General features: G+C 71.3%; 19 protein-coding genes. 2 read left to right on the top strand and 17 right to left on the bottom strand.

Features of this window, described 5'->3' with window-relative positions:
• The 6 genes from QM572_RS18265 to QM572_RS18240 form a co-directional block, all read right to left on the bottom strand.
• A partial coding sequence (locus QM572_RS18265) for a hypothetical protein (protein ID WP_415095403.1) occupies window positions 1–2,461 on the bottom strand: 2,461 nt, incomplete at its 3' end.
• Window positions 2,461–4,125, bottom strand: coding sequence for a substrate-binding domain-containing protein (locus QM572_RS18260; RefSeq protein WP_415095402.1), 1,665 nt, complete (start codon window positions 4,123–4,125; stop codon window positions 2,461–2,463). The genes QM572_RS18265 and QM572_RS18260, both read right to left, overlap by 1 nt.
• Entirely contained in the window at window positions 4,122–5,219 is a 1,098-nt protein-coding gene (gene pstA / locus QM572_RS18255) for a phosphate ABC transporter permease PstA (protein ID WP_415095401.1), read from the bottom strand. Before pstA ends, QM572_RS18260 begins: the two co-directional genes overlap by 4 nt.
• Before the next feature lie 49 nt (window positions 5,220–5,268).
• Window positions 5,269–6,324 carry a phosphate ABC transporter permease subunit PstC gene (gene pstC / locus QM572_RS18250; RefSeq protein WP_415095400.1) on the bottom strand — a complete coding sequence of 352 codons (1,056 nt, stop codon included), beginning with the start codon at window positions 6,322–6,324 and terminating at the stop codon, window positions 5,269–5,271.
• Between the two features lie 240 nt (window positions 6,325–6,564).
• Window positions 6,565–7,062 carry a hotdog fold domain-containing protein gene (locus QM572_RS18245; RefSeq protein WP_415095399.1) on the bottom strand — a complete coding sequence of 166 codons (498 nt, stop codon included), beginning with the start codon at window positions 7,060–7,062 and terminating at the stop codon, window positions 6,565–6,567.
• 10 nt (window positions 7,063–7,072) lie between these two features.
• Entirely contained in the window at window positions 7,073–7,858 is a 786-nt protein-coding gene (locus tag QM572_RS18240) for a methyltransferase domain-containing protein (RefSeq protein ID WP_415095398.1), read from the bottom strand.
• A gap of 91 nt (window positions 7,859–7,949) precedes the next feature.
• Here QM572_RS18240 and QM572_RS18235 point away from each other — a divergent pair, with 91 nt between their 5' ends.
• Window positions 7,950–8,435: a MarR family winged helix-turn-helix transcriptional regulator gene (locus QM572_RS18235; protein ID WP_415095397.1), complete on the top strand. Its 486-nt coding sequence runs from the start codon at window positions 7,950–7,952 to the stop codon at window positions 8,433–8,435.
• A 197-nt stretch (window positions 8,436–8,632) separates the two neighbouring features.
• Here QM572_RS18235 and QM572_RS18230 read toward each other — a convergent pair whose 3' ends face one another.
• From QM572_RS18230 to QM572_RS18185, 10 genes are all read right to left on the bottom strand, one after another.
• A complete protein-coding gene (locus QM572_RS18230; RefSeq protein ID WP_415095396.1) occupies window positions 8,633–9,061 on the bottom strand; it encodes a type II toxin-antitoxin system VapC family toxin in 429 nt (142 codons plus the stop codon).
• Between the two features lie 2 nt (window positions 9,062–9,063).
• Window positions 9,064–9,282, bottom strand: coding sequence for a hypothetical protein (locus tag QM572_RS18225; protein ID WP_415095395.1), 219 nt, complete (start codon window positions 9,280–9,282; stop codon window positions 9,064–9,066).
• Window positions 9,283–9,311: 29 nt separating this feature from the next.
• Window positions 9,312–9,626, bottom strand: a complete 315-nt coding sequence (locus QM572_RS18220) for a hypothetical protein (RefSeq protein WP_415095394.1) — start codon at window positions 9,624–9,626, stop codon at window positions 9,312–9,314.
• An 801-nt stretch (window positions 9,627–10,427) separates the two neighbouring features.
• Window positions 10,428–12,209 (bottom strand): ABC-F family ATP-binding cassette domain-containing protein, encoded by a 1,782-nt coding sequence (locus QM572_RS18215; protein WP_415095393.1) that lies wholly within the window; start codon window positions 12,207–12,209, stop codon window positions 10,428–10,430.
• A complete protein-coding gene (locus tag QM572_RS18210; protein ID WP_415095392.1) occupies window positions 12,209–13,156 on the bottom strand; it encodes a 4-(cytidine 5'-diphospho)-2-C-methyl-D-erythritol kinase in 948 nt (315 codons plus the stop codon). Before QM572_RS18210 ends, QM572_RS18215 begins: the two co-directional genes overlap by 1 nt.
• A 46-nt stretch (window positions 13,157–13,202) precedes the next feature.
• Window positions 13,203–14,051 (bottom strand): 16S rRNA (adenine(1518)-N(6)/adenine(1519)-N(6))-dimethyltransferase RsmA, encoded by an 849-nt coding sequence (gene rsmA / locus QM572_RS18205; protein WP_415095391.1) that lies wholly within the window; start codon window positions 14,049–14,051, stop codon window positions 13,203–13,205.
• Between the two features lie 133 nt (window positions 14,052–14,184).
• Window positions 14,185–15,000 carry a transglycosylase family protein gene (locus QM572_RS18200; protein ID WP_415095390.1) on the bottom strand — a complete coding sequence of 272 codons (816 nt, stop codon included), beginning with the start codon at window positions 14,998–15,000 and terminating at the stop codon, window positions 14,185–14,187.
• A 101-nt stretch (window positions 15,001–15,101) separates the two neighbouring features.
• The gene (locus QM572_RS18195; protein ID WP_415095389.1) at window positions 15,102–15,929 is read right to left on the bottom strand and encodes a TatD family hydrolase; all 828 of its coding nucleotides are present in this window, start codon (window positions 15,927–15,929) and stop codon (window positions 15,102–15,104) included.
• A complete protein-coding gene (gene rsmI, locus QM572_RS18190; protein ID WP_415095388.1) occupies window positions 15,926–16,789 on the bottom strand; it encodes a 16S rRNA (cytidine(1402)-2'-O)-methyltransferase in 864 nt (287 codons plus the stop codon). The genes QM572_RS18195 and rsmI overlap by 4 nt, the downstream gene beginning before the upstream one ends.
• Window positions 16,762–17,673, bottom strand: a complete 912-nt coding sequence (locus QM572_RS18185) for a hypothetical protein (RefSeq protein WP_415095387.1) — start codon at window positions 17,671–17,673, stop codon at window positions 16,762–16,764. Before QM572_RS18185 ends, rsmI begins: the two co-directional genes overlap by 28 nt.
• Before the next feature lie 86 nt (window positions 17,674–17,759).
• Here QM572_RS18185 and QM572_RS18180 point away from each other — a divergent pair, with 86 nt between their 5' ends.
• Window positions 17,760–19,472 (top strand): dolichyl-phosphate-mannose--protein mannosyltransferase, encoded by a 1,713-nt coding sequence (locus tag QM572_RS18180; protein ID WP_415095386.1) that lies wholly within the window; start codon window positions 17,760–17,762, stop codon window positions 19,470–19,472.
• Window positions 19,473–19,549: 77 nt separating this feature from the next.
• Here QM572_RS18180 and QM572_RS18175 read toward each other — a convergent pair whose 3' ends face one another.
• On the bottom strand, window positions 19,550–20,668 hold the full coding sequence (locus QM572_RS18175) for a HoxN/HupN/NixA family nickel/cobalt transporter (protein WP_415095385.1): 1,119 nt from the start codon (window positions 20,666–20,668) through the stop codon (window positions 19,550–19,552).
• Window positions 20,669–20,697: the final 29 nt, after the last annotated feature.

Genomic DNA, 20,697 nt, shown 5'->3' with positions numbered 1-20,697 from the left:
CGGCCGCGCGCGCGGCCGTGGTGCAGTCGCCCGCGTCGCCGGAGAGCGCGGGCACCTCGCCGGCCTGGGCGAGGACGGCACGCGAGGCGCGCACGGTGTAGGCCTGCTGCTCGCCGAGGCCGTTGGCCGACGTCAGGGGCAGGTAGCCCTGGGGAAGCTGCCCGTTGGCGTCGCCCTGCGTCTGGCCCGTGGTGGCGGCGTAGCAGAGGAAGCGCGCGAGCTTGTCCGAGGTGCTGTCGTCCAGCCCGGAGGTCGGGATGTCGGCGTAGATCGGCATCGTTCCGGGATAGGCGTCCGCGTCGGAGCGCCGCAGCGACTCGTAGTCGAGCGCCCAGGTGCCGACGGCGCTGTCGGGCTTGAGCAGCGGCGTGGCGGCCTTCAGGCCGTCCTCGTCACCGGACACGAAGGTGCGGCCGTCGGCGCTGCTGAACTGCGCGGACATCGCCACCGAGCTGCGCACCTGCAGCGCGGCGACGTTGAGGTGGTAGCGCGGCGCTGAGGAGAGCGGGACGACGCCGAGGACGAACTGCTGGGTGACCGGCTGTCGGCCCTCGGTCTTGAGCGCCAGCGTGGCGACGTCGTTGGGGTCGACGTTGTCACAGCGGAGCTTGACCGCGGAGATGCCGTACTGCAGGTTCTGCACGACGGTGTTGATCGAGCCGGTCGGGTTCGCGATCAGCGCGAGGATCGGCGACGGGCTCTTCTGGTAGCACGTGTTGGCGTACTCCGTCGGGGCGAGCCAGTCGTCCTCCATCGGCCAGGCGTCCACCGGCAGATCGATCCCGGCGTAGCTGGGGTTGACGGTCGTCCCCCACGGGTCGGGCGCGCCGTCGAGGAACGCGCGGGCCTCCGGGTCGTGGTCGAGCCAGCTCGACAGCGCCCACATGAGGTCGGAGTCGGTCGACAGGATCTGGATCGTCGAGGCGGCCTCGAGCAGGTCGTAGCGCTTGATGCCCGGGTTCAGCGCGCGGAACTCGGGGTCCTGGGTGATGTTGGCCGGGTTGCCGCCGATGGCGTCGTAGTTGTTGGCCACGACGCCGTTGCCCGGATAGGACTGGCTCAGCAGCTTGGCGACCAGCCGGGCATTGAGCTTGAGGTCGTCGACCGGCAGCCCGTCGCTGCCCGTGATGGCGTAGGCGATGCCGAAGCCGCTGAGTCCGATGGGGGCCTGCACGGTCGGCGTCGCCTGGTCCTCGTCGAGCGGCTTGCTGGTCAGGGCGGTGGCGCTGGTGCCCGCGCCGAGCAGGTTGCGGGCGGCGGACTCGGCCGCCTGGACGTGGACGATCGGGAAGAGGCCCTTGTCGGTGCAGAACTTCGGGGTCCAGGAGGCGGTGAGCTCGATGGCGTTGATCGAGCCGTAGAGCTGCTGCGGCTTCTCCGAGCTGACCACGTCGCAGACGGAGCCGGACTGCGCGAACGTCAGCGGGACGGTGATCCTGTTGTTCCAGTTCGACTCCGACCACCACAGCGACCCGGTGACGGCCAGCGTGGAGGTGATGACGTCGGAGTGCTTCGGCACCGTGCCGCTGCTGGGAATCGGGTAGGCGTCGGCCGCGTGGCACGCCGTGTCCGCGCGGGTCGCCTGCGACGCGGTCGGCCGGTTCGCCGCGGCGAGCTTCATGCCGTAGGGGTCGCAGCTGACGCCGACGATCGGCACCGCCACGAGCGAGCAGGCGACGCTCGCCGAGCAGCCCAGCGACGCGTTCTCCGCCTCGGACAGCACCGTGAAGCTGGCGTCGCCGCGGCCGTCGGTGCCGGTGATGCCGTAGGTGGCGTTGCCGGGGAGGCCGGTGGAGTCACCCGACTCCGCAGGGGCGTCGACGCACCCGAGATCCGGAGAGGGACCGCCCTGGTAGACGGTGCCGTCGGCGCCCTCGAAGCGCACCCAGCGCTCCGCCGCGGAGGCGGTGCCGCAGGCCGACGGGCGGGGGCTCGGCCCGTCGACCAGCGCCGTGCGGTGCTCGGCCGGGGCGTCGGCGTCCGAGCGCCAGGCGGGCCACGCGGTGGAGGAGACCTGCGAGAGCCGCTCGCTCGGGGTCTGGGTCCAGCACGTCTCCGGGCTGACCTGGGTCTGGCCCGAGCCGGGGTTCTCCACGCCGCGGCACTGGAGCAGGACGAAGGGATACTCCTGCTGCGCGGCGTTGGCCGAGTTCACGTCGCTGACCAGGCCACTGGTCGCGTGCGCGCCCGACCAGCTGACGCTGACGACCTGGCGGCCGCGCAGGTTGGTGGTCTGCCCGACCTTGAGGTCGACGTTCCAGGACCCGACCGTGGTCTCGGCGCCGGTCGCGTCGACGTCCACCCGTGTGACCGTCGCCGTCTTCTCGACCGCCGAGGAGTCGGCCGCGCCGGCCGGCGCCGTGCCGGGCGTGCCGACGAGGGTGATCGAGCCCGCGGCGACGGCCGCGGTCGCCGCGGCGACCCGCGCCCAGGTGAGCCGGGCCCGGCTGAGCCGGCGCATCAGCGCCGCCTCCGCAGGATCGTGGTCAGCGCGGGCGGCAGGACGACGATGCTCAGGAAGAAGCCGAGGGCGAGGGCGCCCAGGATGCCGTCGTTGCCGTCGGACTGGCTGGCGGCCAGGGTCGTCGGGACGACCGTCACCTCGCCGGTCGTGCCGCTGGCGACCGTCTGCTCGCCGGTCAGCGGATCCACCGTCGTCACGGTCCCGTCCGAGGCCGCGGTCGTGGTGTCGCCGCCGCTCGTCGTACCGGACGAGGACGAGGACGAGCCGGAGCTGGTGGTGCCCGATGTCGTGGACTTGGTGCCCGTGGACTTCTTGCCCGAGCTGCTCGAGGAGGTCGGGTTCTCGTTGTAGGAGCCCTCGGTGCCGGTGCACGGGCCGGCCCCGACCTTGTCGCAGGCGGGCGGGTTGGGCGCGATCTCCGCGAGGTGGTTCACCTGGGGCTTGCCGGCGATGAACGTCGGGTTGTTGCAGGTGCTGACGTCGCGCTTGGTCAGGTCGACGTTGGCGTCGGCGGCCTTGATCTTGTTGATCTGCGTGAACCCCGCCTGGACCAGGTTGATCGGCAGCGGCGAGTAGCCGATCGGCCCGATCTCGGACTGCCCCTGGCAGATCGAGTAGTAGAGGAAGTCGGCGAGGTTCTGCCGCTTGGCCGTCGTGGACAGCTTCGAGTCGCTCGCGGCGGTCGGGATGATCGCGTAGACGTAGGAGCTCAGCGGGTAGGTGCGCTTGTCCGCGTTGACGTAGACGTTGTCGAGCTTCTGGGTGAGGTAGTCGGCGTCGCTCGCGTCGTTGTTGATCTCGGCGGCGGTGAGCGCGACGGCGACGTTGTACTGCGTCGGGAGGGTGTAGTAGCCGGCCTTGTTGAGCATCTTGACGACCGGGTAGTTCGCCATGAGCGGGTAGGAGTACTCCTCCATCGCGATCGCGCCGTTGGCGTTCTTGCCCTTGACGAAGTTCATCACGCCGTCCGAGCCCGACTGGGCCTTCTGCGGGCCGTTCGCCTTGCCGCAGTTGGCCGGGAAGTAGTCCGTCGGCGCCGCCTTGCCGTTGCAGGCCGCCCAGATCGAGGGGTACTGGTTCGTCATCCAGGTGGAGAACTGGTTCGTCACGCCCGCCCCGTCCGCGCGTACGACGGGGATGATGGTGATCGACGGCAGCGCATTGCCGTTGTTGTCCTTGGTGATCGCCGCGTCGTTCCAGTTGGTGATCTGGTTGGTGAAGATCTTGGCGATCGTCTCCCCCGAGAGCCGGATGTTGCGGACGAGCTTCCCCGCCACCTCGACGTGATAGGGGAAGGACGTGCCACCGGCGGCGATGGGCAGGTAGGCGAAGGAGCGGCCCAGCGGAGAGTCCTGCTGGTGGGTGGTCGGGTCCTCGCCGCGATAGGGCGAGTCGGTGACACCGAAGTCGGTCGACTTGTTCGCGTAGTCCTTGCGGCCCTGCGCGGCGCCGTTGGCGGTGTAGACGACCTGCTGGCCGTTGCTCGCGACGTCGGCCACCCACTGGTTGACCGCGTTGGCGGCCCACGAGGAGCCCGAGCCCTGGATGAGCGCGTAGGACGCGGCCGCCGAGGCGGCGGTCGGCCCGGAGAGGGCGACGGTCACGGCCGCCATCGCCGTCGCGATCGTGGCGAGGAGGCGCCGGCGGAGGGTCTGCTTCATCGGGACTTCCTTCCGCGGGCGGCCAGGCGGGCCAGCAGGAACAGCACGAGGACGAGGATCAGGAGGACGGTGGCGGCCGCGTAGGCGCGGTCCTCCATGTCCGGGTTGCCGCTCACGACCGAGGCGTAGATGAAGAGCGGCAGCGAGTTCATCGGGTTGTGGAACGGGTCGACGTTGAAGAAGGTGCTCGCGCCGCTGGTCAGCAGCAGCGGGCTGGTCTCGCCGACCGCCCGGGCGACCCCGAGGATGAGCGCGGTGGCCAGGCCCGGCCGGGCGGTCGGGAGCACGACCCGCCACACCGTCTGCCACTTGCTCGCCCCGAGCGCGTACGACGCCTCGCGCAGGCCACCGGGCACGACCCGCAGCACGACCTCGCTGGCACGGGCCATGATCGGCAGCGCCATGACCGCCAGCGCGAGGGCGGCCGCGAAGCCGCTGGCCTGCATGCCGAGCCCGACCAGGAACACGCTGTAGATGAAGAGGCCGGCGACGATCGAGGGCAGGGCCGTCATCGCCTCGACGACGGTGCGGATGAGGCGGGCGCCGCGACCGCCGACCTCGGAGATGTAGACCGCCGTCGCCACGCCGAGCGGCATGGCGATCGAGACCGCGATCGCCACCTCGATGAGCGTGCCGAGGATGACGTGGGCGATGCCGCCCATGGTGAACGGGTCCGAGGCCCGGATGCCGGCCATGTCGTCGGTGAAGAAGTTGGGGTGGAGCAGCACGGGCAGGCCGCGGGCGACGGTGACGACCACGGTCGAGAGCAGCGCCAGGCCGATCAGGGACGGCGCCGCGATCACGGCCGTGGTGACGACGCGGTCGACGACGACCGCCCGGGGCCGTGACAGAGACGTCAGCCCGGCGTAGAACGCGACGAACACGGCGTACCAGAGGACGACGAAGCCGACCGTGCCCTCGCCCGCCAGCACCTTGGTATAGAAGAGCCAGGTCGTGGCGACCGACGCGACGAGCGCGCCGAGGAGGGTGAGCACGTCCTCGCGGGTGCGTGAGCTGGGCCGGCGGACGCTCTCGCGGAGCGGCTCGCGGACGGGCGCGGGAGCGCTGGCGGGGGGAGGTGCGGTCGTGGTCATGCGGCGTCTCCGTTCGAGGCGGAGCGCAGCGAGCATGCGGCGGGGGCGATCACAGCTCGGTCACGTCGCTTCCCCGGCTCCGGGCCACGATGCGCGCGGCGATCGAGTTGACCAGCAGCGTCATGCAGAAGAGCACGAAGCCGGCGGTCAGGAGGGCCGAGAGCTGGGAGGGCGAGGCCTCCTTGAAGCCCGAGGCGATCAACGAGGAGATGGTCGCGGTGCCGGACTCGAGCACGTAGGGCTTGATCTCGAAGGCCTGGGAGATGACCAGGACGACGCTGATGGTCTCGCCGAGCGCGCGGCCCAGCGCCAGCATGGTGCCGCCGATGATGCCGGCCTTGCCGAACGGGAGCACCACCTGGCGCACCATGGCCCAGCGCGTGGCGCCAAGCGCGATGGCAGCCTCCTTCTCGCCTTGCGGCGCCTCGGAGAAGACCTCGCGCATCACCGACGTGGCCATCGGGAAGATCATCATCGTGACGGCGATCGCGGCCATGGCAGCCGATCCGGCGTACGACGGGTAGCCCTGGGCCTGGCTCCAGATCGGGTAGTCGACGTCGGTCCGGACGTGGAAGACGGGGATCCAGCCGAGGTACTTGCTGAACCAGTGCGCGATGTGGGTCGCGTGCGGCTGCACGGTGAAGAGCACCCACAGGCCGAAGACGATGCCGGGGACCGCGGCCATCAGGTCGACCAGGCGGATCAGGATCGGGCGCAGCCACGCCGGCGCCCAGTCGGTGATGAACAGCGCCGTGAGCAGCGAGAGGGGGAAGGCGAAGAGCAGCGCGATGAGCGCGACCTGGATGGTGCCCACGACGACCGCGGCGATGCCGATGACGTCCTGGCTGGGCAGCCAGCGGGTCTCGGTGAAGAAGTCGAGGCCGTAGGTGCGCAGCGTCGGGATCGACTGGAGGCCCAGGAAGACGCCGATCGCGCCGGTGATGACGAGGACGAGGTAGGCGACCGCGCGGACGGCCTGCACGAACACGACGTCCTGCGGCGTCTGGCGCGCGACGATCCGGCGAGGCGTCTGCTCGGGCTCGGACGACGCCGGGCCGTGCGGGCCCTCGGGGTCGACGACGGGGAGAACGGTGGTATCCGACACGTGCCCTCCTGGTCTGGCCCGCCCGGTCCCAGGGCGGGGCGAAGCATGATCAGGACAGGGCAGAACGACCGCTGAGGGCAGCACCCTTGCCCTGAATGTCGCTCAGACTAGGGGACTTTACTCAGTTTGTTCTCATTTCTCACCAAGTGGTCCGGTCCGGCCGATCCCCGACGGTCCCGGGAGATCCGGCCGATCCCGGACGAGGCGCCGAGAGACGCCGAGAGACGCCCGAGGGGCGCGTCAGGCGGTCGCGGCGCTCTTCTTCGTCGTGACCCAGAGGTTGATCGCGCCCTCGATCACGACGGTGCCGTCGGCGAGGACGCCCTTGACCCGCACCGGGAGGTCGCCCTCGGCGGTGTCCCACTGCGCCTGGTCGGTCTCGGCGACACAGGTGATGTCCCCGGTCGCCTTGGCCGTGTAGGACACCGTCATGCCCTTGGGGATCCAGCGCTTGGTCTCCGGGATGGTGACCTCGGCGAGCGCGCCCATCGCCATCTCGAGGCCGTTGCACAGCGCGATGGCGTGGACCGTGCCGATGTGGTTGTGCACCCGGCGCTTGTCGGGGATGACGAGCTCGGCATGGTTGGGCTCCAGCACCGTGACGGTGGCGTGGATGGAGGCGAAGTACGGCGCGAACTGGCTGAAGAAGACCGAGAAGGCCCGCTTCCCGACGAGGGGTCCGAGGACGGGGAGTCCGGTCGTGGTGTTCCAGAGCTTGGAGAGGCTGGGCTGAGGCATGCGCCCGATATTACTCGCCGGTAACCTCGGGGCGAGTGGCGACGACGAAGATCCGGCGGAACGGGAGGATCACCCGGCCGTCGGTCGCGGGGTAGGCGGCACGCAGGCGCCGCCTGAGCTCGGCGGAGAAGGTGGCGAAGAGGCCGGACGGGAGCGCGGCGCGGGTCGGGAGCAGGCTGGTGCCGCTGATCCAGTCGAAGACCGCGTCCTCGCCCTCGAGCACATGGAGGTACGTCGTCTCCCACGCGTCCACGTCGAGCCCCTGGGCCGCCAGGGTGGCGAGATAGGTGGCCGGGTCGTGGCTGCTCGGCGCCGCGAGGTGCCGGGTGTGCTCGCGGTACGGCTCCTCGGCCGCCAGCTCCTCGCGCAGGGTGTGGCTCGGCTGGTCGAAGTTTCCCGGCACCTGGAAGGCGACGGTGTCGCGCGCGGCCGCCGCCAGGCGCGGAAGCAGCTCGAGATGACCGGGCACCCATTGGAGCGTCGCGTTGGAGACGACGACGTCGGCGCTGCCCCGCCAGGCGGCGACGTCGCCGAGCTGCCAGTCGACGTCCGGATGCGCGGCTCGGGCGCGCTCGATCATCGCCGCACTGCTGTCGACGCCGGCGACGTGAGCGTCCGGCCACCGCTGCGCCAGGAGCTGGGTGAGGTTGCCCGGGCCGCAGCCGAGGTCGACGACGCTTCGCGGACGCTCGGTGCGAACACGGCTCAGGAGCTCGACGAACGGACGCTCGCGCTCGTCGGCGTACGCGAGATAGCGGTCGGGGTCCCAGGGCTGCGGCGTCATCGTCTGCTCCATTTATCTTGACATCGAGATATCTTCACTGTCGTCCTCATATGTCTCGATGTCAAGAATCTCGACGGGTCCTGGATGGGATACCCTGCTCGGCGTGCGGGACGAGGTGGACGAGCTGGCCGAGGCGTGGGCGCGCGAGCGGCCCGACCTCGACCTGGCGCCGGTCGCGGTCTTCTCCCGGCTCTCCCGGCTCTCCCGGCACCTCGACCTCGCCCGGCGCGACGCCTTCTCCGGCGGCGGCATCGAGGCGTGGGAGTTCGACGTCCTGGCGGCGCTGCGCCGGGCCGGCACGCCGTACGAGCTCTCGCCGGGCCGCCTCCTGCGGGAGACCCTGGTGACGTCGGGGACGATGACCAACCGGGTCGACCGCCTCGCGGCGCGCGGGTTCGTCGAGCGCTATCCGGACCCGGAGGACCGGCGCGGGGTGCTCGTGCGGCTGACCCCCGAGGGCAAGGACGCCGTCGATGCTGCCTTCACCCGGCTGCTCGACGCCGAGCGCGCCTTCCTCGCCGCCCTCTCCCCCACCCAGGCCGACGACCTCGCCGGCCTCCTCCGCCGCCTCCTCATCCCCTTCAGCTGAGGGCGGTCCGGCGGGTCGTGCGTCCCGCCGGGCGCCATCGCACAAATGCACGAATGTGACCGGCGTGTCGGCGTGGTCGTCGGGGTGTCGTCGTGCAAATGCACGATCAGGTCGGGCGTGTCGAGCGTGTACGCCGGCGAGCGGGGCGGTCAGCCGGGCAGTCCCGTCAGCCGAGCAGCCCCGTCGCAGGTGCGGGCTCAGAGCCTCTCGGGGAGCAGTGAGAATGCCTCGACGTGACGGGGCCGCACGGCCGTGAAGTGGCGGCGGTCAAGTGTGGCGATCTCGGTGATGCCCAAGCGCTCGGCGAGGGCGATGACGGAGGCGTCGGTCGTGCCGAGTCGCATGTCGTCGTACTGCGCCACGAGCTCGGCCATGCGCGCGAAGTCTGCCTTGGTCAGGTCGACCAGCTCGAATGCGCCCTCGGCAACGCCGGCAAGGAAGCCGGCTTCACGCTCGGGACCGCCGAGTCGGTCGAGCAGGTAACCAATCTCTGCGGCAACCGTCGCGGGAAGGAGCAATCGCCGGCCGGCCAGGCGCAGGCCGGTGAACAACTCGGTGCAGGCTTCGTAGTGCTCTTCTGATCGGAAGGCAGCCGCGACGATGGGCGCGGTGTCGAACAGGATCACGATCAGTCGCGGCCGAAGCCCCCGGCCAGCAACTCATCAGCTCGCGTGGCGTTGTCGGTGCGTCCGTTGTTGGCGACCCCAGCGCCAATCCATGCGAACGCCTTGTCCGACGGCACCTGTCGCGGCTGAGTGCGGCGACGGACCTCGGACAGCACCTGCTCGATCTGCTCCTCGGGGAGCGAATCGATCAGGTGGTGAAGCTCGTCGCGGCTCTCGGACACGGCCCAAGTGTAGGCGACGGCACCGACCGTCAACCGGAGTCGGTTGTCGTTGACACGCCCGCGGGCCTCTGCCCGGAGGCCCGTGGCACCCACGCCCCGTCATCTAGCCGAATCTGGTAGCCGTCATCCTTGATGTCGTAGGACTCCGGGGCGTCAGGAATGCCGGCATCTCGATTCATCTGTCGGACAGACGCGAGCACCTCGTTCGCCACGCCCATGTCGGGCGGATCTGGCACCTGGTCATCACCTACGGGTGCGAGCGCGGATTCGTTGTTGCTGACGTAGTCCAGCGCAGCTCCCCACGCGGAGTAGCCGTGTTGCAGGAGATCCACCAGTTCGGTCAAAGCACATCGAGCATCTCCGCCGAGTCGGCGGGCAGGCTTGGAAGTTCCTTCGCCGGTAGCGGGGGGCTGCTCTGCGAGTGGGTGCGGTATTCGCCCCGCGCAGGTAGGACCCGATCAGGAGCCAGCCCGAGACGTCGCTCCTGACGCCGCCGGGTCTGTCCAAATCCGAAGTCTCTGGGCCGAGCGTGCGGCTCAGCTGCAGCCCAGCGGCGATGGCATCGCGGTCTGCGGCGAAGTCGTAGAACAGGTACTCCGCCTCAAGCAACCATCGCGCCTCGTCGATCGGTGTGACGCCGTCGCTCGACAGAATTCGGTCTATGCCCGCTGCGAGACGGGTAGCGCACTGCCGCATCAAGCCGGCCGCATCGGTCTGCAAGCCGGGGAAATCAGCAAGCCACAGCAGCGAGTCGTGGACTTCTCCGAGCCCTTCGAGGGCACGGCTCATTCGAGTGAGCACGTGGAAGAACATGATGGATCGGCGCTCCTCTCGAGCCCGCAAGGCAGCCCCAAGGCTTCCTGCTACGTCGTCGCCCCACTCAAGCAACAGCCCCTCGACAGTCGGGTGCGGGATCGCTCCTCCGAAGGATGCGGTGCCCTCAGTGGACTCCCGTCTATCCCGCTTCTTGAGTCGGCGCGGAGACCGTCGCGTCATGGCGGCAGCGTAATTGGCTGGGCGACGTCACCGGTGGTCGTTTCACAACGATCCCGCTGTGGTTTCGGGGCACTCTTGCAGTGACTCTCGCCGGGCTGCTGATCCCGTTCAGCGCCGACTGAGCCGGGCCGGCACTCACGAGTGCGGAGTCAGTCGAGCAGCTCACTCGCCTCGAGCCACTCCAGCTCGAGCTCGTCCTTCTCGACCAGAAGTGCCTCCAGCTGGGCGCCGAGGTCGGCGAGCCTCTCGTAGTCGCTGCCGTGCGCCTCGAGCTCGGCGTGGAGCCTCGCCTCCTGCCCAGCGATCCGCGCCAGCTGACGATCGACCCGCGCGATCGTCTTCTTGGCCTCACGCTCCTCAGCCCCACCGACGCGCGGTTTCGCGGGGGCGGCCGGCTCAGGCGCGACCGCCTCCGGTTCGACACGGGCGACCACCGCCGAGCGACGTTCGAGGTACTCCTCTACCCCGCGCGGCAGCATCGCGATCTGGCCGTCGCCCAGCAGCGCCCAGATGGAGTCGGTAACCCGCTCGAGGAAATAGCGATCGTGGGAGACGACGATCAGCGTGCCGGGCCAGCCGTCGAGGAAGTCCTCCAGCAGGGTGAGGGTCTCGATGTCGAGGTCGTTGGTGGGCTCGTCGAGGAGCAGCACGTTGGGCTCACCGAGGAGCAGCCGCAGCAGCTGGAAGCGGCGGCGCTCGCCGCCGGACAGGTCGCCGATCCGGGTGGTGAGCTTGTCGCCGGTGAAGCCGAAGCGCTCGAGCAGTGACGTCGCGGTGATCTCCCGGCCGTCGGCGGTGCGGTTGACCCGCCGGATCTCCTCGACCGCGTCGAGCACCCGCTTCTCGGGGTCGACGAGGTCGAGCTGCTGGGTCAGGTGCGCGAGCGCGACGGTGCGCCCATGGTGTACGCGTCCGTGCGCCGGCGCAAGGGTGCCGTCGAGGAGGCCGAGCACCGAGGACTTCCCGGCGCCGTTGACGCCGACGATCCCGATCCGATCGCCGGGGCCGATCCGCCAGGTCGCGCCCTCGAGGAAGGAGCGCTCGCCGCGGGAGAAGTCGACGTCCTCGACGTCGATGACGTCCTTGCCGAGCCGCGCGGTCGCGAAGCGCTCGAGCTCCAGCCGGTTGCGCGGCGGGGGCTCGTCGGCGATGAGCGCGTTGGCGGCGTCGATGCGGAACTTCGGCTTCGAGGTCCTGGCGGGAGCCCCGCGACGCAGCCAGGCGAGCTCCTTGCGCATGAGATTCTGCCGGCGCTGCTCGGTGGCGGCGGCCTGACGGGAGCGCTCCGCCTTGGCGAGGACGAAGGCGGCGTACCCGCCCTCGTAGACGTCGACGACGCCGTCGTGCACCTCCCACGTCCACTGGCAGACGGCGTCGAGGAACCAGCGGTCGTGGGTGACCACGACCAGGGCGGACGACCGGGCGGCGAGGTGCGCGGCGAGCCAGGCGACGGCCTCGACGTCGAGATGGTTGGTCGGCTCGTCGAGGACGAGCAGGTCGTCGTTCTCCAACAGCAGGGCGGCGAGCGCGCAGCGGCGGCGCTCCCCGCCGGAGAGCCCGACGACCGAGCGGTCGAGCGCGACGCCGGCGAGCAGGACCTCGACCACCTCGCGGGTGCGGGCGTCGGCGGCCCACTCGTGGTCGGCGCGGCCGCCGAGGACGGCCTCGCGTACGGAGTGGGCGTCGTCGAGCTCGTCGCCCTGATGGAGGTAGCCGATCAGCAGGCCGCGCTGCTGGGACACCCGGCCGTCGTCCGGCGCCTCGATCCCGCTCATCACCTCCAGCAGGGTCGTCTTGCCGTCGCCGTTGCGCCCCACGATCCCGACGCGGTCACCCGCGTTGACGCCGAGGGAGACGTCGTCGAGCAGCATCCGGACGCCGTACGACTTCGAGACGTGCTCGAGGTTGAGCAGGTTGGGCGCTGCCGCCATCAGAGGATGTCCACGACATGCGCGCCGGCCACCGGCGCGGGGACGAGCCAGTGGGCGATGCCCTCCTGGGTGAGCCGGGCGGCAGCGGCGCGGGCCTCCTCGGCGGACTCGCTCAGGACGAGCTGGGTCGGGCCGGATCCGGAGAGCAGCACCGGTCCGAGCTCGTCGAGCAGGGCCGCCCGCTCGGCCAGGTCCGGTCGCAGGTCGTACGCCGGCACCGTGAGGTCGTTGTGCAGGTGAGCGCCCAGCCGGGCGCCGTCACCGGCGCGCAACAGCGCGACGAGGTCGGCGAGCTGCCCCGGGTCGGCCGGGACGATCCCGTCGCTCCGCTCGACGAGCTCGTCGAAGCGGCGATAGACGAGCGGCGTGGAGAGCCCGATCTCGTGCGGGACGACGACCCACCACGGCTCGGTGGCATCGGCGACGGGCTCGACGACCTCGCCGCGGCCGGTGCCGACAGCGGTTCCGCCGATCAGGGCGAAGGGGACGTCGGAGCCGAGCTGGGCGGCGAGCGCGAGCAGGTCGTCGTCGCTGGTCCGGAGGTCGAAGAGGCGGTCGACCGCGACGAGGGTCGCGGCCGCGTCGGCCGAGCCGCCCGCCATGCCGCCGGCGACCGGGATGCCCTTGTGGATCTCGAGGTGGGCGGCCAGGTCGTCGCGGCCATGGTGGGCGGCGAGCAGCCGGCCGGCGCGGACGGCGAGGTTGGTCTCGTCGTCGGCGACCGTCGCGAGGTCGATCGAGGCGTCGGCGATGGTGTGGACCGACCATCCGTCACCGGGGGCGGCCGGGGTGGCCGTGACGTCGTCGTACAGGCCGATGGCCTGGTAGACGGTGGCGAGCGGATGGAAGCCGTCGGGGCGGACCGGGCCGACGCCGAGGTGGAGGTTGATCTTGGCGGGGGCGCGGACGGTCACCGCGACGCCGGTCGGCTCGAGCGCGGCGGTCACCCGGGGTTCCTGCCGGTTCGGGAGCGAGGCGAGCGACGTGGGGTGCTCACGCGGGGACCTCGGTGACGATCTCGGCGAGCCGGACGAAGTCGTGGATGGTGAGTTGCTCGCCGCGGGTGAGCGGGTCGATGCCGGCCGATCGGAGGTGGCTCTCCGTCACCCCCAGCCCCTTGAGCACTCCCCGCAGGCCCTTGCGGCGCTGGGCGAAGGCGGCGTCCACGAGCCGGAAGACCTCCGCGCGGGAGACCCTCGTGCTCGGCGGCTCGTGGTGGGACCAGAAGACGAGTCCGCTGTCGACGTTGGGCGCGGGCCAGAAGACGTTGCGGCCGATGGCGCCGGCACGGCGTACGTCGGCGAACCAGGCGGCCTTGACCGAGGGGACGCCGTAGACCTTGGATCCGGGGGCGGCCGCGAGCCGGTCGGCGACCTCGGACTGGACCATCACCAGCCCCTTCCGGAGCGTCGGGAGGAGCGCCATCAGGTGGAGCAGCACGGGAACGCTCACGTTGTAGGGCAGGTTGGCGACCAGCGCGGTGGGCGGCGGCCCGGGGACCTCGGCGACGCGGAGCGCGTCGGCGTGCAGCAGCCGGAAGCGCGGCGCCTGGTCGGGGGCGAGCTCCGCGATGGTCGCCGGCAGGCGGGCGGCGAGGACGTCGTCGATCTCGATCGCGGTCACCTCGGCGCCGGTCTCGAGGAGGGCCAGCGTCAGCGACCCGAGGCCGGGCCCGACCTCGACGACGACGTCGTCCTCGCCGACTCCCGACTCGCGCACGATGCGGCGCACGGTGTTGGGGTCGATGACGAAGTTCTGGCCCTTCTGCTTCGTGGGCCGCAGGTCCAGCTCCGCCGCCAGCCCCCGCACCTCGGCAGGACCGAGGAGTCGCGGGGCAGCCATGAGGGACACGCTAGTGGTCATCTCCGGAGATTCGTCGTGAGGTGGGCCGTGCGCCGGGTGCGTGCGTTGGGGCCCCCGCGACGAGGCAAGCGAAGCGCGTCGTCGTGGGGAAGGGCGCTTGGCGGAGGAGCTACTAGCGAGGCAGCCCCAGCTTGGCGGCACAGGCGGGCCAGGCGCCGTACCCGCCGGAGGCGTCGCGGACCTTGGTCGCGATCCGGATCTGCTCCTCGCGGCTGGCCTGGTCCGGCCGGCCGGAGCCGCCGTTGGCGCGCCAGGTGCCGAGGTTGAACTGGAGGCCGCCGTAGTAGCCGTTGCCGGTGTTGATGTGCCAGTTGCCACCGGCCTCGCAGCCGGCGAGGCGGTCCCAGACGCCGGAGCCGGTCTCGACCGGGCGCTGCTTGGTGCCGACCTCGACGATCTCGTCGACGGTCTTGCGGGTGCGGGTCGAGGTGAGGACGTCGCGGTCGATCACCTCGCCGTCACGGCGGGTGACGTCGTACGTCACCGTGCGGCGGCCGGTGACGCCGGCACGGATCACCTTGGTCTCCCCGACGTAGAGGTCGTCGGAGCGGCGCTCGATCCGCTCGAAGTCGATCGTCTTCACCCGCGTGGCCAGGCTGTGCAGCTCGAGTACGCCGTCGACGACCGTGCCGTAGGGCTCGAAGGTCCGGCGCACGTCCGCGGCGGTCTGCGTGCGCCGGCTCTGGCCGCGCGACAGCGTGCCACGGTCCGCGAGAGCCGCGGCGGCGTCGCTCGCGGAGGCTCCCGCGGAGGCTCCCGAGGTGCTGGGGGCGGCGCTCGGCGTGCCGTCGGAGAGCACCGTCACGGCGCTCGCCGAGGCGGTCTCCGAGGTGGCGGAGCGCTGCCCGACGGCCACGCCACCGGCGACGGCGCCGAGGGTGAGGAGGCCGGCGGTGAGCGCGATGCGGCCCTGGATGCGAGTGAACATGACGAACCACGGGACCCGACGTCGCTCCTGGATGCAAACTCGCGAGCCGTCGAAACCGCGATTTCAGCGGGGCGGCGTGACCAGCCTCACGTCGGCGGACGTCACCAGGCGCCGCCGAAAGCGGTGCTCGTGTTGGCGTCGACGGCGGCGCACAGGTCGCTCAGATCCATGCCTCGCGCCTCCGCCATCAGCCGCAGCGTGACCGGGATGAGGTAGGCGCTGTTGGTGTCGCCGCGATACGGGTGAGGCGTGAGGAAGGGGGCATCGGTCTCGACCAGGATCCGGCTCAGCGGCGCGAGCGCCAGGGCCTCGCGCAGATGCGGCGCGTTCTTGAACGTCACCGTCCCGGCGAAGCTCAGGTAGGCGCCGCGATCCAGGCACCGGCGGGCGAAGGAGACGTCGCCGGAGAAGCAGTGCATCACCCACCGTTCCGGGGCTCCCTCGGCGTCGAGGGTCTCGAGGATGGCGTCGTGGGCGTCGCGGTCGTGGATCTGCAGGGTGCGGTCGTGGCGCTTGGCGATGTCGATGTGGCGGCGGAAGCTGTGCTGCTGGGCCGCGATGCCGTCCTCGGCCGTACGGAAGAAGTCGAGCCCGGTCTCCCCCACCGCGCGGACCCGCTCGTGGGCGCCGGCCAGGGCGTCGATCTCGTCGAGCGCCGCGTCGAGGTCGGCCGCCGAGTGCAGCGGGGCGTCGTTGGGGTGCAGCGCGACCGCCGCCACGATCTGCGGGTGGGCCGCGGCGGTCGCGACGGCCCATCGCGAGGAGGCGAGGTCGGTGCCGACCTGGACGAGCCGCGTGACGCCCACGCTCGCGGCCGTGGCCAGCGCCTCGTCGAGCGGGAGGTGCTCGCCGCCCCGCGCGATGTCGAGGTGGGTGTGGTTGTCGACGACCGGGTGCGGGAGCGGCTCCGGGACCGGCGGGAAGCTCATCGGCGCTGCTCCTTGTGCACCAGGTCGTAGACCTCGCGCCTGGGCATGCCGGTCGCCCTGGCCGCCGCGGCGATCGCGTCCTTGCGGGTGGCGCCCTCGCTCTCCAACTCGGCGACCAGGGACCGCACCGACTCGGGGGACGCCGCGGCCTGATCCGCCGCGCTCCGACCGGCGACGACGAGAGTGATCTCGCCGCGTACGTTCTCCTCGGCCATGGCGTCGACAAGCTCGCCCAAGCGGCCTCGCCGTACCTCCTCATAGGTCTTGGTGAGCTCGCGGCACACGGCGGCGGGCCGGTCGGCGCCGAGCGCCTCCGCCATCGCGGCCAGTGCCGCGTGGGTGCGGTGCGGCGCCTCGAAGAAGACCATCGTCCTCTCCTCCGCCGCCAGCGACGCGAGCCGGCGGCCGCGCTCGCCGGCCTTGCGCGGCAGGAAGCCCTCGAAGCAGAACCGGTCGATGGGAAGGCCGCTGACGGCCAGCGCGGTGAGGACCGCGCTGGGGCCCGGCACCGCCGTGATGCGTACGCCGGCCGCGACTGCCGCCGCCACGAGCCGATACCCGGGGTCGGACACCGACGGCATCCCGGCGTCGGTCACCAGCACGACCCGCTCCCCCGCCTCGAGCCACTCGAGGAGCTGCGGGGTGCGGCCCACCTCGTTGCCCTCGAAGTAGGAGACGATCCGGCCGGTCAGCTCGACCCCCAGCTCGGTCGCGAGCCGCCTGAGGCGCCGGGTGTCCTCGGCGGCGATGACGTCGGCCGCGGCGAGCTCTGTCGCCAGTCGCGGCGGGGCGTCCTCGATCCGGCCGATCGGGGTCGCCGCGAGCACCAGGGTCACGGTGCGAGTCTGGCAGACCTCCACAGCAGCGTGCCGACGGCGCCGGTGGCGAGCAGGCCGCCCACGAGCACGACGAGCGCGATGCCGCCGATCGAGGACCAGTCGACCACGCCGGCATGACCCAGGAGGACGACCGCCAGGGCGACGCCGGCGCCGACGACGGCCGTGAGGGCCGGGCGGACCCGGGCCAGGTCGTCCTCCGCCAGCGCGCCCAGGACGCCCACGCCGAGGGCCAGCGACCAGACGCCGAGGGCCTGCGCGTCGAGGGTGGAGACCCGCCACGGGACGAAGCGGCCCCAGAACGACGGACCGAGGAGCAGGCCCATGCCGGCGCCGAGCCAGGCCGACCCGAGCAGCGCCAGGAGCGGCTTGGCCCAGCCCGGCAGCGGCGCGACGGCCGGGTCGGGCGGGAGCGCGGGCTCGAGCATCTGCTGGACGAAGGCGATCAGAACGAAGACCGACAGGCCGAGCAGGACCAGCAGCCACCCGAGGCTGAAGAGCGTGGCGAGGCCGTCGGCGCCGCCGTGCAGCGCGAGGTCGCTCTGGTGGATCGCCGAGACGGCGAAGAGGCCGGGGACGGCCACGGCGACGGGCCAGAAGAGCGAGCGGGTCTCCTCCCACAGGAACATCGCGTTGACCCGGAGGAGCCCCGGCGCGACGCCGGCCATGGCCGCGCCGACGAGACCGGTCGTCAGCTGCTCGCGCGGGATCCAGGCGCCGAAGCGCCACGACGTGAAGCTCACCACCAGGAGGAGGAGGCCGACGACGCCGCCGATCGCCGCGATCGCGAAGGCGAGCGTGCCCGTTCCGGGCGCCATGTCGCGCCCGCCGCTGTCGTCCGCGCGCCCGCGCGGCGTCGTCGCCGCGATGATGCCGTCGCCCGTGCTGCTGCCCACGCCGTCGCCCATGTCTCGCCCTCCCCAGGATGATGGGCAGCAGTGTGACACAGCACACGCCCGCGGGGTGTCGACGCCGGTCCCCTACGCTGGCCCGCGTGACCCTGCTGATCGACGGCGAGCCGCACGCCCCGGTGACCGGAGCGCCCACCGCCTGGCGCCGGGCCCGCAGCGCGATCGCCGGGCACGACAAGGTGGTCGGCTGGTGCGCCACGATCATCGTCACCGCCGCCGCGTTCGTGCTGCGGCTGTGGCACCTCGGCACGCCACACGAGTTCGAGTTCGACGAGACCTACTACGCGAAGGACGCGTGGTCGCTGCTCCACTTCGGCTACGCCCGCGACTACATCGACGGCGCCAACGACAAGATCCTCGACGGCACCACCACCGGCGTCTGGAAGGACAGCCCGGAGATGATCGTCCACCCCGAGGTGGGCAAGTGGCTCATCGCGGCGGGCGAGAAGGTCTTCGGGATGGACCCCGTCGGCTGGCGGATCTCCTCGGCCGTCGCGGGAGCACTGCTGATCCTGGTCCTCATCCGGCTCGTACGCCGTCTCACCGGCTCGACCCTGCTGGGCTGCCTCGCCGGCGTGCTGCTCTGCTTCGACGGCCTCGAGTTCGTGCTCTCGCGGCTGGCGCTGCTCGACATCTTCCTGGCCCTCTTCACCCTGTCGGCCGTGAGCTGCATGGTCGCCGACCGGGACTGGTTCCGCGCCCGGCTCGCGGCTCGGGTCGGCGAGCCGATGCGCAACGGCAACGCGTGGGGCCCGATCGTCCTGTGGCGGCCGTGGCTCCTCGCCAGCGGCGTGCTGTGGGGGCTGGCCTGCGGCACCAAGTGGACCGCGATGTATCCGCTCGCCGCCTTCGGCGTCATGGTCTGGCTCTGGAGCGCCGGCGCACGGCGCTCCTTCGGCGTACGCCTCTCGCTGCTCAAGGCGGCCCTCGCCGACGCGCTGCCCGCCGTCGTCCACCTGGTGTTCGTCGCCGCCGTGGTCTACGTCGCGACGTGGGGCGGCTGGCTGGCGCACGCGAGCGTCTACGAGAAGAACCTCTCCTCGACGCAGTACACGCAGTACAGCGGCAAGGGGCACTGCGGCGGCGACAAGAACGAGAGCTACATCGGCGATGACAACAACACCGACGCGCGCTGGCCCACCGCGACCGAGCCCGATGCCTCCGGCCTCGGCGAGCTGGCCCAGTCGCTGAGCAGCCTCTGGTACTACCACGAGGACGTGTGGACCTTCCACACCCACTTCCTGGAGTGCGCGAAGCACGTCTACGCCTCCAACCCCGCCGGCTGGCTCCTGCTCAACCGACCCGTCGGCGTCGCCGCCGACACCGGCATCGAGCCCGGCGCCTCCAGCGACGGGGAGACCTGCCCGGCCGCGGCCGGTGACACCTGCATCCGCCAAGTGCTCCTGCTCGGCACGCCGGTGCTGTGGTGGGGCGGGGTCGTCGCGCTGCTCTTCGCCTGCGCGATGTGGGTGGTCAAGCGCGACTGGCGCTTCGGCGTCGCCGTGGTCGGCGTGGCCTCCTCCTGGCTCCCGTGGTTCCAGTACGCCGGCAGGCCCATCTTCAGCTACTACTCGATCGTCTCGCTCCCGTTCACCGTCGTGGCGCTGGCCCTCGCGGCGGGCGTCATCATCGGGCCCTCCGCGACGGGGCGGCGGCGCACCATCGGCACGGCCGTCGTGGGGACCTTCACCATCCTGGTCGTGGCGAACTTCGCGTGGTTCTGGCCGATCTACACCAACGAGCTGCTCACCCGCAGCGAGTGGCTGCAGCGGATCTGGTTCTCCCGCTGGATCTGAGCTCCGCTTCGTCGTGCCGGGGTCCAGCCCGAGTGCGCCTGGTGAGTGTCAGCCTGGCCCAGAGGCCGGGCTGACACTCACAACGCGGATTCCCAGCGGTCCTCGATGCGGCCGACCTTCCAGACGGCCAGCGCCACGACCCAGGCGAGCACGAAGAGGCCGACGATGCCGTAGCCGGCGTAGTCGAGCGGGATCCCCGCGACCGCCGCGAGCGGCCCCGTGGTGATGTCGAGCCGGTCGGCGAGGACGCCGACGAGCTCGATCGTGCCGATGACGAGTGCGACGGCGACCGAGATCGAGGTGATCGTGAGGTTGTAGAAGACCTTGCGCACCGGCTTGGCGAAGGCCCAGCCGTAGGCCGCGTTCATGAAGACGCCGTCGACGGTGTCGGCCAGGCACATCGCGGCCGCGAAGAGGATCGGCAGCACGAGGATGGCGTAGAACGGCAGGTTGAAGGCGGCCGCACCCCCTGCGAGGACGAGCAGGCCCACCTCGGTGGCGGTGTCGAAGCCGAGCCCGAAGAGCACGCCGATCGGGTAGATGTGCCACGGCTTGCGGACGGCCTTCGTCAGGCCGCCGAGGATGCGGTTCATGAAGCCGCGGCTCTCCAGCTGGCGCTCGAGCTCGGCCTCGTCGAACTCGCCGCGACGCATCCCCCGGAAGACGGCGAGGATGCCGAGCAGGGAGATGAGGTTGAGGATGCCGAGCACCCACAGGAAGACGCCGGAGACGCTCGGACCGATCAGGCTGGTGACCGTGTGGAGCGTGGAGTCGCTGTCCTCGACCCCGCTCACCAGCGCCTTGACGCCGAGGGAGAGCAGGAAGGCCAGCACGAAGACGATCGTCGAGTGACCGAGGGAGAACCAGAAGCCGACCGACAGCGGCTTGCGCTGCGACGGCGCACCGGCGGCCTCGCGCGCCACCTCGTCGGCCAGGAGCTTGCGGGTGGTGTTGTCGACGGCGGCGATGTGGTCGGCGTCGAACGCGTGCCGCAGCCCGAACGTGTAGGCCAGCACACCGACACCGACCGTGAAGACCGGGTGATCGCCGCCCAGGGCGAGATGCTGCGGCGCGACCGCGCCGAGGAGGACGCCGAACCCGACAACGTGGAGCGTCACGATGACGAGGCCCATCCACAGCAGCGACCGCCGGTCGCGCGCGCCGAGGGTGTCCCACATCCTGCGCACCGAACCCACGTCGCCGCCCCTCGTCCCTGCTGTCGTCG

The sequence above is a fragment of the Nocardioides sp. genome, assembly GCF_047607365.1.
Classification (GTDB): Bacteria; Actinomycetota; Actinomycetes; order Propionibacteriales; family Nocardioidaceae; genus Nocardioides.
The sequence above is the reverse complement of the archived record's forward strand: the minus strand, read 5'-3'. Positions and strand labels throughout refer to the sequence as shown.

Coding starts and splice junctions, on each gene's coding strand:
- QM572_RS18245 (WP_415095399.1), bottom strand. CDS start 7,062: ATGCCTCAGCCCAGCCTCTCCAAGCTCTGGAACACCACGACCGGACTC.
- rsmA (WP_415095391.1), bottom strand. CDS start 14,051: ATGGCTGCCCCGCGACTCCTCGGTCCTGCCGAGGTGCGGGGGCTGGCG.
- QM572_RS18240 (WP_415095398.1), bottom strand. CDS start 7,858: ATGGAGCAGACGATGACGCCGCAGCCCTGGGACCCCGACCGCTATCTC.
- QM572_RS18195 (WP_415095389.1), bottom strand. CDS start 15,929: ATGAGCTTCCCGCCGGTCCCGGAGCCGCTCCCGCACCCGGTCGTCGAC.
- QM572_RS18215 (WP_415095393.1), bottom strand. CDS start 12,209: ATGGCGGCAGCGCCCAACCTGCTCAACCTCGAGCACGTCTCGAAGTCG.
- QM572_RS18260 (WP_415095402.1), bottom strand. CDS start 4,125: ATGAAGCAGACCCTCCGCCGGCGCCTCCTCGCCACGATCGCGACGGCG.
- pstA (WP_415095401.1), bottom strand. CDS start 5,219: ATGACCACGACCGCACCTCCCCCCGCCAGCGCTCCCGCGCCCGTCCGC.
- QM572_RS18185 (WP_415095387.1), bottom strand. CDS start 17,673: ATGGGCGACGGCGTGGGCAGCAGCACGGGCGACGGCATCATCGCGGCG.
- QM572_RS18200 (WP_415095390.1), bottom strand. CDS start 15,000: ATGTTCACTCGCATCCAGGGCCGCATCGCGCTCACCGCCGGCCTCCTC.